This is a genomic window from Stenotrophomonas maltophilia R551-3, assembly GCF_000020665.1.
In the GTDB taxonomy this organism is placed as follows: domain Bacteria; phylum Pseudomonadota; class Gammaproteobacteria; order Xanthomonadales; family Xanthomonadaceae; genus Stenotrophomonas; species Stenotrophomonas maltophilia_L.
This window is the reverse complement of the sequence record NC_011071.1, coordinates 3,929,082-3,941,642: the sequence shown is the minus strand read 5'-3', so window position 1 is coordinate 3,941,642 and position 12,561 is coordinate 3,929,082. Positions and strand designations below refer to the sequence as shown.

Below are 12,561 nucleotides of genomic sequence, written 5' to 3'. Positions count from 1 at the left end.
TCACGCGCCCCGGGTGGCGACCGCCGGCGGGACGGCTGCAGCACGCCGGGCCGGCCCGAACACCGCGATCTGGCCCAGCACCCACAGCAGCAGCGCGCCCAGCGGCAGGTAGTACAGCGGCATGCGTGGCAGCTCGTACATGTTCATCAGTGCAAGGTTGATCGCATAGGCGGCGAGCATGCCCAGCACGATGCCCAGCGTGGCCAGCAGGAAGTTCTCGGTCTGGAAGTAGCGCAGAATCTGCCCACGGGTGGCGCCCAGTGCGCGGCGGATGCCGATCTGCTTGCTGCGCTGCTGCACCCAGAAGCTGGCCAAGCCGATGATGCCCAGTGCAGTGACCACCAGCAACGAGATGCTGACCGTGATCAGGAGGCCAACCATCGCGCGGTCGTTCTTGAAGAAGTCCTTGCGCTGGTCTTCATAGGTCAGCTTGTCGCGCATCAGCCTGTTGGGATCATTGCGCTCCAGTGCAGTGGCGCCGGCGTTGAGCACTTCCTCGCGGCGCGCAGGGTCGGTGCGCAGCACATAGGTGCCACCTTCATCGAAGCTGCGGCGCAGCGGCAGCAGCATCGAGTTGGTCCAGTTGTCACTCCACCCATTGGGCGTGCTGAGGGTGTCGACGATGCCGACCACATTCAGGGGCTGCTTGCCCATGTAGTAGGTCTTGTTCAGCGCGCTGCCGTTGGGTTCCATCTTGGCGGCCGTGGCCTGGGTGAAGATCACCGGAATCGCCTGTTCCTTGGCGCCGCCCTTGGTCGCCTCCTTCATGTCCTTGTACTCGCTGGGCAGGAAGTCACGACCCGCGATCAGGTTGATGCCCATGGTTCCCAATCCACCTTCGGACAGGGTGTACATCGAGGCATTCGTGGTCGGGCGCTCCTGGTCGAGCACACGCGAGATGCTGCTGCTGGAGGACCCATTGCGGAACGGAACCTGGTTGATGATGGTGGCGCTGGTGACGCCGGGAATGGCGCGCAGCGAGGCCAGGTCTTCGCGGGTGCGGGCCATGGCGTTGGTCTGCTCGCCGATGCCGCTGACCCGCAGCATCACCAGTTCGTTCTCGGCGATGCCACTGGGCATGCTGATCTTGTCGACGCGCTGGCTGACCAGGAACAGCGCGTTGCAGACGATGGCGCAGGTCAGCGCGACTTCCAGCACGATCAGGGCGGCCGCGGTCTTGTGCCGGCGCAGGGTGCTGAGGATGGGGCGGATGTCCATGGGAGTCCTCGTTCTCGTACTTACTGCGACTTGAGCTGGATGGCCGGAGTGACCTGCATGGCGCGCCAGGCGGGCAGGAATCCGGCGGCGAGGCTGGCGAACAGGGTCAGGCCCAGTGCGAGCAGCAGCATGTTGCCGTCCAGATGGGCCAGCTTGGCGTACTCCACCGGTTGCTGGCGCACCGCGAACAGGCCGAGCAGGGCCAGTCCGATGCCAAGCAGGCCACCGACCACGCCGACCGCGCCGGCTTCCACCAGGCACTGCAGGAAGATCTGGCCACGACTGGCACCGAGGGCACGGCGCACACCGATCTCACCGCTGCGGCGCAGGAACTTGGCCAGCAGCAGGCCCACCGTGTTGACCAGGCAGACGCCAAGGAAGCCCAGGGCCAGCCACAGCTGCAGACGCACGTCGCTGGGCACCGCACCGTTGAAGTCCAGCCATTCCATCACCGTGCGCAGGCGCACGTTCGGCGGGTGCTTGAAACGGCCGGCTTCTCGCTGCTGGGTCGAGTAGTTTTCCAGGTAGCGGCGATAGTCGGCGGCCTTGGCCGGGTCCAGTTCCACCCAGTACTGCAGCCAGGCGCACGGTGCATTGAGCGAGTAGCTGTTGCCGTCGGGGTTTTCGCCGAAGCAGTTCATGTTGCCGTTGTTGCCCAGCTTGAGGTCGAAGGAGGTGGAGATCGGCAGCAGCAGGTCTTCGTCCTTGCCGTAGCTGCCGGTGGTCAGGTCGTAGAAGTGCGGCTCGGGACTCCACTCCTTCATCACACCGACGATGCGGTAGCTCTGGCCTTCCATGCGCAGATCGCGGCCCACGCTGTTGGCGCCCTGGAACAGCTTGTCGTTGAGCGCCTTGGAGATGACCACCACGCGCGCCCTGGCTTCGTCGTCCTCGCGGCTCCACGGGCGGCCGTACTGCATCGGCACTTCGAACATCGGGAAGAAGTCGGCCGACGTCCAGCGGGTATCAATGCTGAAGGGCTTGAGGGTGCTGCTGTCGGGTTCGATGGTGCCGCCGCCGCCGCTCATCAGCGCTTGGCGTTCACCCTTGGCTTCGCGCAGCAGCGCTTCACCATCGAATCGGGTCAGTTGGGTTTCCGGTTCCTCGCCAGCGACATAGGCACCGGTCGCCGCATCCAGCTGGACATAGAACAGGCGGTCGCTCTTGCCGGGAATCGGGTCGCCCGACAGCACATGGAACACGGTCAGGGTGGTCATCGAGGCGCCGATGCCCAGCGCGATGGCAACCACCATCAGCGCGGTCAGTATCTTGTTGCGGCGGAAGCTGCGCACCGCCAATCGGGCGTAGTAGGCGAACATGGTCGGGCCCTCACTCGTTGACGGCGACGATGTGGCGCGGGGGGGTGGCCAGCACCGGCTCCCGCACCAGGTCGGTCACCTGGCCGTCGACGATGTGCACGTTGCGCTGCGCGCGTGCGGCCAGTTCCGGATCGTGCGTGACCATCACGATGGTGGTGCCGGCAGCGTTGATCTCCTCCAGCAGTTCCATCACGCCGCGAGCCATCTGCGTGTCCAGGTTGCCGGTCGGTTCGTCGGCCAGCAGCAGGCGCGGGCTGCCGGCCAGTGCACGGGCGATGGCCGCGCGCTGCTGCTGGCCGCCGGACAATTCGTTCGGGTAGTGCTTCATGCGCGAGCCGAGGCCGACCTGGCTCAGTGCCTTCTCGATGCGCTCGCGGCGCTCGTTGGCACTCATCTTCCGATAGCGCAGCGGCACGTCGACGTTGTCGAACAGGTTCAGGTCGGGGATCAGGTTGAAGCCCTGGAAGATGAAGCCGATCTTCTGGTTGCGCAGGCGGCTGCGCGCATCGTCGCCGAGCTTGCTCACATCCTGGCCGTCGAGCATGTAGGTGCCGCTGGTGAAGGTTTCCAGCAGGCCGGCGATGTTGAGGAAGGTGGTCTTGCCGGAGCCGGACGGGCCGGTGACGGCGACGAACTCGCCTTCCTTGACCTGCAGTTCCAGTGAGCGCAGTGCGTGGGTTTCCACCTGTTCGGTGCGGAAGACTTTGGCGACCGAACGCATTTCGAGCATGTACATGGGGTGTCCTCTCTCCAGGATTCAGGTATCAGGTATCAGTTGACGGAGACGCGTTCGGCGTCCTTGAACAGGTCGCTGCCGGAGACCACGATGCGGTCGCCCGGCTGCACGCCCGACTTGATTTCCACTTCGCCCAGGCTGCTGACGCCCAGTTCCACCGGGCGGCGCACTGCGGTGCGGCCATCCATCACGTAGGCGATGCCGTTGCCCTGTTCGACGAACGGGCCGCGCTCGACCTTCAGCACGTCCTTGCGGGTATCGAGCAGCACGCGCACCGACATCCGCTGGCTCTGGCGCAGGCCTTCCGGCTGCGCGCTGGCGAAGCGCACGCGGGCATTGACCTCGCCGTTGACCACTTCCGGCGACACCGCGCTGATCTCGCCCGGGAACGGCTTGCCGTTGCCGCCGGTCAGCTGCGCCGGCATGCCGATCGCCAGGTCGCGGGCGAAGCTCTCCGGCACCTTGATCTCGACTTCGAACTTGGACAGGTCGACCACGCCCAGCACCGGCGCGTTGGCGGCCAGGTTGGTGGACTGGATGGCCTGCACCTGGCCGACCTGGCCGTCGAACGGTGCGCGCAGGGTCAGCGCATCGACCTGGCGCTGCACCTCGGCCACCACGGCCTTCTGGCGATCGGCCAGCAGACGCTTGTTGCGGGCGTCCAGGTCCGCGCCCTGGCTCTGCAGGTGTGCATCGGTGGTGGCGTTGGCCAGGGTGATGTCGGCCTTCTTCAGCGAGTCCTTGGCCTTGGCCAGGTCGATCTGCGGCACCGCGCCGCCGTCATAGCCGCGCTGGTAGCGCTGCAGATCACGGTCGGCGGCCTGCCGTTCAATGGTGGCCTGATCGGTTTCCTTGCGCGACTTGGCGCGGGCCAGGGTGGCGTCCAGTGCGGCGCGGCTCGACTCCGCCTCCAGGCCGGCCAGGGTGGCCTGTTCCTGGGCCAGCTTGCTGCGCAGTTCCGGGCTGTCGATGACTGCCAGTTCCTGGCCCTTCTTGACCACGTCGCCGGCGACCACCTTCAGGTCCACGGTACCGGCCGAGATGGCATACAGGATCGGGCTGTTGGCGGCGATCACGCGGCCGTCGGCAGCAATGTCGCGGACCAGGTCGCCACGCTTCACTTCGGCGATGCGCACGCGGCTGCTGTCGAAGGAGCGGCTGGCATTGGACCAGGCATGTACCGCCCAGCCAATGCCGGCCAGCAGTGCGATGGCGCCCAGCGCCGGCCAGCGGTAGCGCTGCCAGGAGGCGCGGGTGGTGCCTGCCGGGGCGGAGGAAACGATCTGGTCCTGTGCGGAGGTGTCGCGGATCATCGATGCGTGCCTGTCGGTGGTGCCTGGGTGGTACCCGATACAAGCACGATGCATGCCAACTTTATTTCCTTTCAGTTCAATGGTTTGGATGGGTGCGAAAAGTGTCCGCGTGTCCGCGGACACCTTTCCGGACACTTTCATTAAGCGGACAGGAGGGCGACGCTGGACGCGCAGGCTAGAATGCGCCGATCGTCTTCAAGGAAACGCCTGACATGTGTGGAATCGTAGGTGCGATCGCTGATCGCGACGTAGTGCCGGTGCTGATCGAAGGCCTGAAGCGGCTTGAGTACCGTGGTTACGATTCCTCCGGTATCGCGGTGATCGACCAGGGTGAGCACCGGGATGTACGCCGCGTGCGCCGCACCGGTCGCGTTTCGGAAATGGCCACTGCGGCCGAGGCCGAGGGCTTCAATGCAGTGCTGGGCATCGGCCACACCCGCTGGGCGACCCATGGCGGTGTCACCGAGGCCAATGCGCATCCGCACATCAGCCACGGCGTGGCGCTGGTCCACAACGGCATCATCGAGAACCACGAGGAGCAGCGCGAGAAGCTGCGTGCGCTGGGCTACAGCTTCGAATCGCAGACCGATACCGAAGTCATCGCGCACCTGATCCACCATCACCTGAAGGATGGCGATGACCTGCTGGTGGCGCTGCAGCGCACCGTGAAGGAACTGACCGGCGCCTACGCGCTAGCCGTGGTTAGCCGCGCCGAGCCGGAACGCTTCGTGTGCGCGCGGATGGGCTGCCCGCTGCTGATCGGTCTGGGCGAGGGTGAGAACTTCGTCGCGTCCGACGTTTCGGCGGTGCTGTCGGCCACCCGCAAGGTGATCTTCCTGGAAGAGGGCGACACCGCCGAAATCCGCCGCGACGGCGTGCGCATCTTCGATGAGCATGACCAGCCGGTCGAGCGTGACGTGCACCTGTCCGACGTGTCGCTGGCGTCGCTGGAGCTGGGCCCGTACCGCCACTTCATGCAGAAGGAAATCCACGAACAGCCGCGCGCACTGGGCGATACCATCGAGGCGGCAATCGACGCCGGTGGTTTCCCGGCCGAGCTGTTCGGCAAGAATGCCGAGGCCGTGCTGTCGGGCATCGAAGGCGTGCAGATCATCGCCTGCGGCACCAGCTACTACGCCGGCCTGACCGCGCGTTACTGGATCGAAGCCATTGCCGGCCTGCCGTGCAGCGTGGAGATTGCCAGCGAGTACCGCTACCGCGCCGCCTATGCGAACCCGAAGCACCTGATCGTCACCATTTCCCAGTCCGGCGAAACGCTGGATACGATGGAGGCGCTGAAGTACGCCAAGTCGCTGGGCCACAAGCACACGCTGTCGATCTGCAACGTGCCGGAGAGTGCGATCCCGCGCGCCAGCGAACTGGTCTGCTACACCCGCGCCGGCGCCGAGATCGGCGTGGCCTCGACCAAGGCCTTCACCACCCAGCTGGCCGCGCTGTTCCAGCTGACCGTAGTGCTGGGCAAGCTGCATGGCCGCATCGACGCGGCGCAGGAAGCGGACTACCTGGAGCAGTTGCGCTTCCTGCCGGGCAGCGTGCAGCACGCGCTGAACATGGAGCCGCAGATCGCTGCCTGGGCCGAGCGTTTCGCGCGCAAGAGCAGTGCGCTGTTCCTGGGCCGTGGCCTGCATTACCCGATCGCGCTGGAAGGCGCGCTCAAGCTCAAGGAAATCTCCTATATCCACGCCGAGGCCTATCCGGCGGGTGAGCTGAAGCATGGCCCGCTGGCGCTGGTGGACGAGGACATGCCGGTGGTGGTGATCGCGCCCAACGACAGCCTGCTGGAAAAGGTGAAGTCGAACATGCAGGAAGTGCGCGCCCGTGGCGGCGAACTGTTTGTGTTTGCCGACCAGGACAGCAACTTCAACGAGTCCGAGGGCGTGCATGTGATCCGCACGCCGCGCCATGCCGGCGTGCTCAGCCCGATCGTGCACACCATCCCGGTGCAGCTGCTGGCATATCACACCGCACTGGCGCGTGGCACCGACGTGGACAAGCCGCGCAACCTGGCCAAGAGCGTGACGGTGGAATAACCCCGTCGGGTCCATTGGATGCTGCATGCGAAGGGGCCCCACGTGGGCCCCTTTCGTTTGCGCCGGGGGGGCGTGCCAAGTGGGACAGCCGCCGGGTGTTCTGTCCGCTGTCGGCAGCCGGCAATCAATCTTTAATGCGCGACATCGCCTGTATTCAGCGGCGGTTTCAGCCGCGGTGCCATTCTCTGGATCGTCAGTTGGTTCCCACGATGAACTGTCCTATCGATGCCGGTAGTGACCGATGGTCGCAGTCGTAGAATCACTTTGACCGAGGGTCGGGTTGAGCCGTTGAACCCACCTCGTTCGCGTTGCAGCACGATGTCTGCCGATCCATTCCAAGCGGCAGCCGGGTGCGCCAGACGTGCACTGAAAGGTCTGTTCCCGGGGAGGGGGCGCATCGGAAGAGCACACTTTTTGACTTAGTGACCTGCACCAGGAAACAAGAATGAACGTCCGCGAACTCCTGCAATCCAAGAAAGAAGCTGTCATCACCATCGACGCCGAAGACACCATCGGTGCCGCCGCCCACAAGATGAGCGCGAACAAGATCGCTGCGCTGGTGGTGACGAAGGACGATGCCCCGGTTGGCATCATTTCCGAGAAGGACATCGTGCGTACCCTGGCCGACGACGGCCCGCAGGCCGGCCGACGGGTGATCTCCAGCCTGCCGTCCACCGGTCTGGAAGGCATTGCGCCGGAGGCCACCCTGAAGCAGGCCATGTCGTTGATGACGTACTCGCGGCGCCGTCATCTGATGGTCACCGAAGGTACCCTGCTGGTGGGCATCCTCAGCCTGGGCGACATCGTGAAGAACCTGCTGGGTGAGCTGGAACTGGAAAAGGCCGTGCTGCAGGACATCTACATGGCCGCCCACTGAGGGCTGGACCCTTGGATGCAGAGAAGCCGGGCATTGCCCGGCTTCTTCGTTCACGGCTTTGGTGATATCAGAAAGTGACCTTCACCGAATCGGCGCTGTAGTTCGCCGGACCGTGATAGACCACTTCGATGTTGTTGCCATCCGGATCGAGCACAAAGGCGCCGTAGTAGCCGGGATGGTAAGGGCGCTCGCCGGGTGCGCCGTTGTCCTTGCCTCCGGCGGCGATGGCCGCCGTGTGGAAGGCATCGACGGTGGCGCTGTCGCGCGCCTGGAACGCCAGGTGGTGGCGGCCGGTCAGCTGGCCGGCGGCGGCTTCGCTGCTGGCGCTGGAAATGAACAGCTCGTCGGCCCAGAAGTAATCATCGCCTTCGCCGGCGATCGGGATGCCGATCGTATCGAACACCGCCTGGTAGAAGCGCCGGCTGGCGGCCAGGTCGCGTACGACCAGCTGGATGTGGTCGATCAGTCGCCCGCGGTGCAGTTCCATCGTTTCCATACCAACCTCGCAAAAAAGGGGACGGAGGGGATTAAGTCGCTTCCGGCTAATAGTGCCAGAAACGACTTAATCCCCTCCGTCCCCTTTTTATCAGTTGGCGATGATCTCGACCCAGTAGCCGTCCGGGTCCTTGATGAAGGCCAGGTTCTTCATGCGACCGTCGGTCAGGCGCTTCTGGAAGGTCACGCCCAGATCCTCGAAGCGCTGGCAGGCGGCCTCGATGTCCGGCACCGACACGCAGATGTGGCCGAAGCCGCGCGGGTCGCTGTTGCCGTCGTGGTAGACCGCGCCGTCCTGGCTCTCGGTACCGTGGTTGTGGGTCAGCTCCAGCACGCCCGGCAGGCCGGCCATCCACACGCGGCGGGCGTCGTCATCCTCGGGTACCACGGCGCCGGCCGGTACGTAGGCCAGGAAGTACAGGCTGAACTGGGCTTCGGCGAAGTCGCGCTTGTCGATCAGCTGGTAGCCCAGCACGCGCGTGTAGAAGTCCAGCGAGGCGGTGATGTCCTTCACCCGCAGCATGGTGTGGTTGAACACGAAGCCGGTGGTTTCGGCCGGAGCCTGGGCGGCGACGCCGGGGACATCGCGCAGGGCGGGAATGGTCATGGGGGAGGTCCTTCAGACAGGGCCGTTGCCGGCCGGATGTGCTTATTCTACCGGCCGCCACCTGACGGCACCGCGACGTACAATGGCTGGATCGCACCGTTCCGTCCTGATGACCATTGCCCGCCATGTCGCAGCGTGAATGGGTGGCCGCCGCCATCCGCAAGATCGAAGCCGATTTCAACCGTTCCGCCGATACCCACCTGATCCCGTTGGCGCTGCCCGGGTTCGATGGCATCGATGTGTACCTGAAGGATGAATCGAGCCATCCCACCGGCAGCCTCAAGCACCGGCTGGCCCGCTCGCTGTTCCTGTATGCGTTGACCAACGGCTGGTTGCGCGAGGGGCGGCCGGTGATCGAGGCATCCAGCGGCTCGACCGCGGTGTCCGAAGCCTATTTCGCGCGCCTGCTGGGCCTGCCATTCATCGCGGTGATTCCGGCCACGACCTCGCCGGAGAAGATTGCCGCGATCGAGTTCCATGGTGGCCGCTGCCATCTGGTCGAGCGTGCCTGTGACCTCAACTGTGATTCGGAAAAGCTCGCCCGCGACACCGGCGGCCACTTCATGGACCAGTTCACCTACGCCGAGCGTGCCACCGACTGGCGCGCCAACAACAACATCGCCGAATCCATCTTCAAGCAGATGGCCGAAGAGCCCAGCCCGGTTCCGGAGTGGATCGTGTGCAGCCCCGGCACCGGCGGTACCGCGGCCACGCTGGGCCGCTATGTCAGCTACCGCCGGCATGACACCCGCATCCTCTGCGCGGACCCGGAAGTGTCGGTGTTCTTCGATGGCTATCAGGCTGCCGTGGCCGGCCAGCAGGACTGGCGTGGCCTGACCTGCAGCGGCGGTTCGCGCGTGGAAGGCATCGGCCGGCCGCGGGTGGAACCGAGCTTCATTCCGACCAGTGTGGATGCGATGGTGAAGGTGCCCGATGCACTGAGCCTGGCCGCGATGCGCCATGTCAGTCGCCAGCTCGGTCGACGCGTGGGTGGCTCCACCGGTACCAATTTCATCGGCGTGCTGCAGGCCGCGCAGTGGATGCGCGAGGCCGGCCACCAGGGCAGCATCGTCAGCATCCTGTGCGACAGCGGCGAGCGCTATGCGCAGAGCTACTACGACCCGGCGTGGTATGCACGGCAGGGTATCGATGTGCAGGGGGCCGACGCGCAGCTGGCTGCTGCGGTAGCCGGGCAGGGCCTGCCGCAACTGCCGTGGTGCAGCTTGGAAGCACTGTAGCCGGTCGGCATTTCCGCCGGGCATGGCCCGGCGCTACCGATCGTGCTGAAAGGGTAGCGCCGGGCCATGCCCGGCGAGCGCGGCGGTGTGTCGCACCCCGATCAGTACCCCGCTGCGGTGAACGCATCCAGCACTGCATCGCGCAGCGCATCGGGCAATGCCTCGATGTCCATCGCGCGATCATCCAGGTGCAGGCTTGGGTCCAGGCCGCTGGCCCGGCCCTGGGCCAGTGCCTGCAGCCACAGCAGCACGCAGATCACGAACTCGCGCTCATGGCCCAGCCGCAGCTGGCTGGCGCCGCGTTCGATCACCTCGAACGGGTACCACTCCTGGGCATCGTTGAAGGTGCCACCCTGCTGCAGCACGGCCTGCAGCTGTTGCAGGTGGCGCGGGGCGTCGTCGCCGGCATCGCACAGCGCGGCGATCCAGGACAGCTCGGCCGCGCTGGCGGACAACGCCAGCGACCGCGCCGATGAGGCGGATGCAACTGCAGCCAGACCTTCCATGTGGGGCCTCGTTGGGTACCTACTGCTGCGGACTCCCCCGCAGCCAGAGCTTCGAACCGCGACCGTAAGGCCGACGTGAATACCGGGCGGCGCCCCCTTGTCAGCCACGCCCGGCAGCGCCATATCTACCGTGCTGCCCGCCTGTCGGGCCCGTACCCTGGAGATCTGCCGTGACCGTTGCCAACCCCCTGCTCGATTTTTCCGGCCTGCCGCGCTTCGAGGCGATCCGCCCCGAGCACGTGGCGCCGGCGCTGGACGTGCTGCTGGCCGAGGCCGAAGCCGCCGTCAGCACGGCCGAGCAGGTGCAGCCGGTGCGCTGGGAGACCTTCGTTGCCCCGCTGGACGATGCCACCGAGCGCCTGTGGCGTGCCTGGGGCCTGGTCGGCCACCTGCAGGGCGTGGTCAACACCCCGGAACTGCGCGAGGCCTACAACAGCAACCTGCCACGGGTGACCCGTTTCGCCAGTGCGCTGGGCCAGAACCTGGCGTTGTACCGGCAGTACCAGACCCTGGCTGCCAGCGCCGAGGCGGCGCACTTTGACGAGGCCCAGCGCAAGGTGCTGGACAACACGCTGCGCGATTTCCGCCTGGGTGGCGCTGAGCTGGCACCCGAGGCGCAGCAGCGTTTCGCCGCGATCAAGGAAGAGCTGTCGGCGCTGTCGGCGAAGTTCTCGCAGAACGTGCTCGACGCCACCGATGCGTGGTCGCTGATCGTCGAGGATGAAAACCGTCTGGCCGGCGTACCCGCTGACGTGAAGGCCGCCGCGCATGCCGCAGCAGAGAAAGACGGCAAGACCGGCTGGAAACTGACTCTGCAGATGCCGTGCTACCAGCCGGTGCAGACCTGGGCTGAAGATCGCGATCTGCGCGAGATCCTGTATCGCGCCAGCGCGCAGCGTGCGTCCGAGTTCGGCGACGATGCATTGGACAACAGCGGCAACATCGACCGGATCCTGGCCCTGCGCGCTGAACTGGCCGCGCTGCTCGGTTTCGGCTCGTATGGTGATTATTCGGTAGCGACCAAGATGGCGCAGGACCCGGCCGAGGTGCTTGGTTTCCTGCGTGACCTGGCTACACGCGCCAAGCCGTTCGCGGCCAAGGACCGCGCCGAACTGGAGCAGTTCGCACGCGAACAGCTCGGCATCGACAGCCTGCAGGCCTGGGACCTGGCATTCGCCGCCGACCGCCTCAAGCAGGCGCGCTACAGCTATTCCGAGCAGGAAGTGAAGCAGTACTTCACCGAGCCCAAGGTGCTGGGCGGCCTGTTCTCGGTGATCGAACAGCTGTACGGCCTGCGCGTACAGGAAGACAGCGCGCCGGTCTGGCACGAGGATGTGCGCTTCTTCCGCCTGGTCGATGCGCAGGGCGCGCTGGTGGGCCAGTTCTACCTGGATCTGTACGCGCGCGAAGGCAAGCGCGGTGGCGCGTGGATGGATGATTGCCGCAACCGTCGCGAGCGTGCCGACGGCAGCGTACAGACGCCGCTGGTCTACCTGGTGTGCAACTTCGGCCGTGGTGCCAATGGCAAGCCGGCCACCTTCAGCCACAACGAAGTGACCACCCTGTTCCATGAAATGGGCCACGGCCTGCATCAGCTGCTGACCCGCATCGGCGAACTGGGTGTGGCTGGCATCAACGGCGTGGAATGGGACGCGGTGGAGCTGCCCAGCCAGTTCATGGAGAACTTCTGCTGGGAATGGGACCACCTGCAGGGCATGACCGCGCATGTGGAAACGGGTGAGCCGCTGTCGCGCGCGCTGTACGAGCGCATGCTGGCCGCGCGCAATTTCCATAGCGGCATGGCGACCGTTCGCCAGCTGGAGTTCGGCCTGTTCGACATGCTGCTGCACAGCCAGTTCGAGCCGGCGCAGGACAGCGTTCTGGCACTGCTCGATCGTGTGCGCGCGGAAGTGGCGGTGAACCACCCGCCGGTCTGGAACCGCTTCCCGCATCAGTTCAGCCACATCTTCGCCGGCGGCTACGGAGCCGGTTACTACAGCTACAAGTGGGCCGAGGTGCTGAGCGCCGATGCCTATGCGGCGTTCGAGGAGGAGCCGCAGGCGCTGGCTGAAACCGGCGCGCGCTTCCGCGATGAGATCCTGTCGCGTGGTGGCAGCCGCCCGGCGGCGGAGAACTTCAAGGCCTTCCGTGGCCGCGCACCGCAGATCGACGCGCTGCTGCGCCATTCGGGCATGGCGTAA

The 12,561-nt window shown here is 65.7% G+C and carries 11 protein-coding genes; 4 read left to right on the top strand and 7 right to left on the bottom strand.

Annotated features, from left to right (window positions below):
- From SMAL_RS17795 to SMAL_RS17780, 4 genes are read right to left on the bottom strand one after another with little or no spacing between them, the layout of a single operon-like run.
- Nucleotides 1-1,218, bottom strand: a complete 1,218-nt coding sequence (locus SMAL_RS17795) for an ABC transporter permease (RefSeq protein WP_012512165.1) — start codon at nt 1,216-1,218, stop codon at nt 1-3.
- A gap of 20 nt (nt 1,219-1,238) precedes the next feature.
- Nucleotides 1,239-2,537 carry an ABC transporter permease gene (locus tag SMAL_RS17790; protein WP_012512164.1) on the bottom strand — a complete coding sequence of 433 codons (1,299 nt, stop codon included), beginning with the start codon at nt 2,535-2,537 and terminating at the stop codon, nt 1,239-1,241.
- Nucleotides 2,538-2,547: 10 nt separating this feature from the next.
- Nucleotides 2,548-3,273, bottom strand: a complete 726-nt coding sequence (locus SMAL_RS17785; RefSeq protein WP_006394322.1) for an ABC transporter ATP-binding protein — start codon at nt 3,271-3,273, stop codon at nt 2,548-2,550.
- A gap of 35 nt (nt 3,274-3,308) precedes the next feature.
- Nucleotides 3,309-4,586: an efflux RND transporter periplasmic adaptor subunit gene (locus SMAL_RS17780; protein WP_012512163.1), complete on the bottom strand. Its 1,278-nt coding sequence runs from the start codon at nt 4,584-4,586 to the stop codon at nt 3,309-3,311.
- Between the two features lie 212 nt (nt 4,587-4,798).
- Between SMAL_RS17780 and glmS the strand changes: the two genes are divergently transcribed.
- Together glmS and SMAL_RS17770 are read left to right on the top strand one after the other, a co-directional pair.
- On the top strand, nt 4,799-6,637 hold the full coding sequence (glmS, locus tag SMAL_RS17775; protein ID WP_012512162.1) for a glutamine--fructose-6-phosphate transaminase (isomerizing): 1,839 nt from the start codon (nt 4,799-4,801) through the stop codon (nt 6,635-6,637).
- A gap of 445 nt (nt 6,638-7,082) precedes the next feature.
- Nucleotides 7,083-7,514: a CBS domain-containing protein gene (locus tag SMAL_RS17770; RefSeq protein WP_012512161.1), complete on the top strand. Its 432-nt coding sequence runs from the start codon at nt 7,083-7,085 to the stop codon at nt 7,512-7,514.
- Nucleotides 7,515-7,581: 67 nt separating this feature from the next.
- On the opposite strand, the gene SMAL_RS17765 is transcribed toward SMAL_RS17770, so the two are convergent.
- Nucleotides 7,582-8,010 (bottom strand): VOC family protein, encoded by a 429-nt coding sequence (locus tag SMAL_RS17765; protein WP_012512160.1) that lies wholly within the window; start codon nt 8,008-8,010, stop codon nt 7,582-7,584.
- Nucleotides 8,011-8,100: 90 nt separating this feature from the next.
- Entirely contained in the window at nt 8,101-8,616 is a 516-nt protein-coding gene (gloA, locus tag SMAL_RS17760; protein WP_006394246.1) for a lactoylglutathione lyase, read from the bottom strand.
- A 125-nt stretch (nt 8,617-8,741) separates the two neighbouring features.
- Between gloA and SMAL_RS17755 the strand changes: the two genes are divergently transcribed.
- On the top strand, nt 8,742-9,854 hold the full coding sequence (locus SMAL_RS17755) for a PLP-dependent cysteine synthase family protein (protein WP_012512159.1): 1,113 nt from the start codon (nt 8,742-8,744) through the stop codon (nt 9,852-9,854).
- 101 nt (nt 9,855-9,955) lie between these two features.
- On the opposite strand, the gene SMAL_RS17750 is transcribed toward SMAL_RS17755, so the two are convergent.
- Nucleotides 9,956-10,360, bottom strand: coding sequence for a hypothetical protein (locus SMAL_RS17750; RefSeq protein WP_006394184.1), 405 nt, complete (start codon nt 10,358-10,360; stop codon nt 9,956-9,958).
- Between the two features lie 170 nt (nt 10,361-10,530).
- Here SMAL_RS17750 and SMAL_RS17745 point away from each other — a divergent pair, with 170 nt between their 5' ends.
- Entirely contained in the window at nt 10,531-12,561 is a 2,031-nt protein-coding gene (locus SMAL_RS17745; RefSeq protein ID WP_012512158.1) for a M3 family metallopeptidase, read from the top strand.

Excerpts from the sequence above, each read along its gene's own strand:
- SMAL_RS17765 (WP_012512160.1), bottom strand. The coding sequence starts at position 8,010 with ATGGAAACGATGGAACTGCACCGCGGGCGACTGATCGACCACATCCAG.
- gloA (WP_006394246.1), bottom strand. The coding sequence starts at position 8,616 with ATGACCATTCCCGCCCTGCGCGATGTCCCCGGCGTCGCCGCCCAGGCT.
- SMAL_RS17790 (WP_012512164.1), bottom strand. The coding sequence starts at position 2,537 with ATGTTCGCCTACTACGCCCGATTGGCGGTGCGCAGCTTCCGCCGCAAC.
- glmS (WP_012512162.1), top strand. The coding sequence starts at position 4,799 with ATGTGTGGAATCGTAGGTGCGATCGCTGATCGCGACGTAGTGCCGGTG.
- SMAL_RS17795 (WP_012512165.1), bottom strand. The coding sequence starts at position 1,218 with ATGGACATCCGCCCCATCCTCAGCACCCTGCGCCGGCACAAGACCGCG.
- SMAL_RS17785 (WP_006394322.1), bottom strand. The coding sequence starts at position 3,273 with ATGTACATGCTCGAAATGCGTTCGGTCGCCAAAGTCTTCCGCACCGAA.
- SMAL_RS17780 (WP_012512163.1), bottom strand. The coding sequence starts at position 4,586 with ATGATCCGCGACACCTCCGCACAGGACCAGATCGTTTCCTCCGCCCCG.
- SMAL_RS17755 (WP_012512159.1), top strand. The coding sequence starts at position 8,742 with ATGTCGCAGCGTGAATGGGTGGCCGCCGCCATCCGCAAGATCGAAGCC.
- SMAL_RS17750 (WP_006394184.1), bottom strand. The coding sequence starts at position 10,360 with ATGGAAGGTCTGGCTGCAGTTGCATCCGCCTCATCGGCGCGGTCGCTG.
- SMAL_RS17770 (WP_012512161.1), top strand. The coding sequence starts at position 7,083 with ATGAACGTCCGCGAACTCCTGCAATCCAAGAAAGAAGCTGTCATCACC.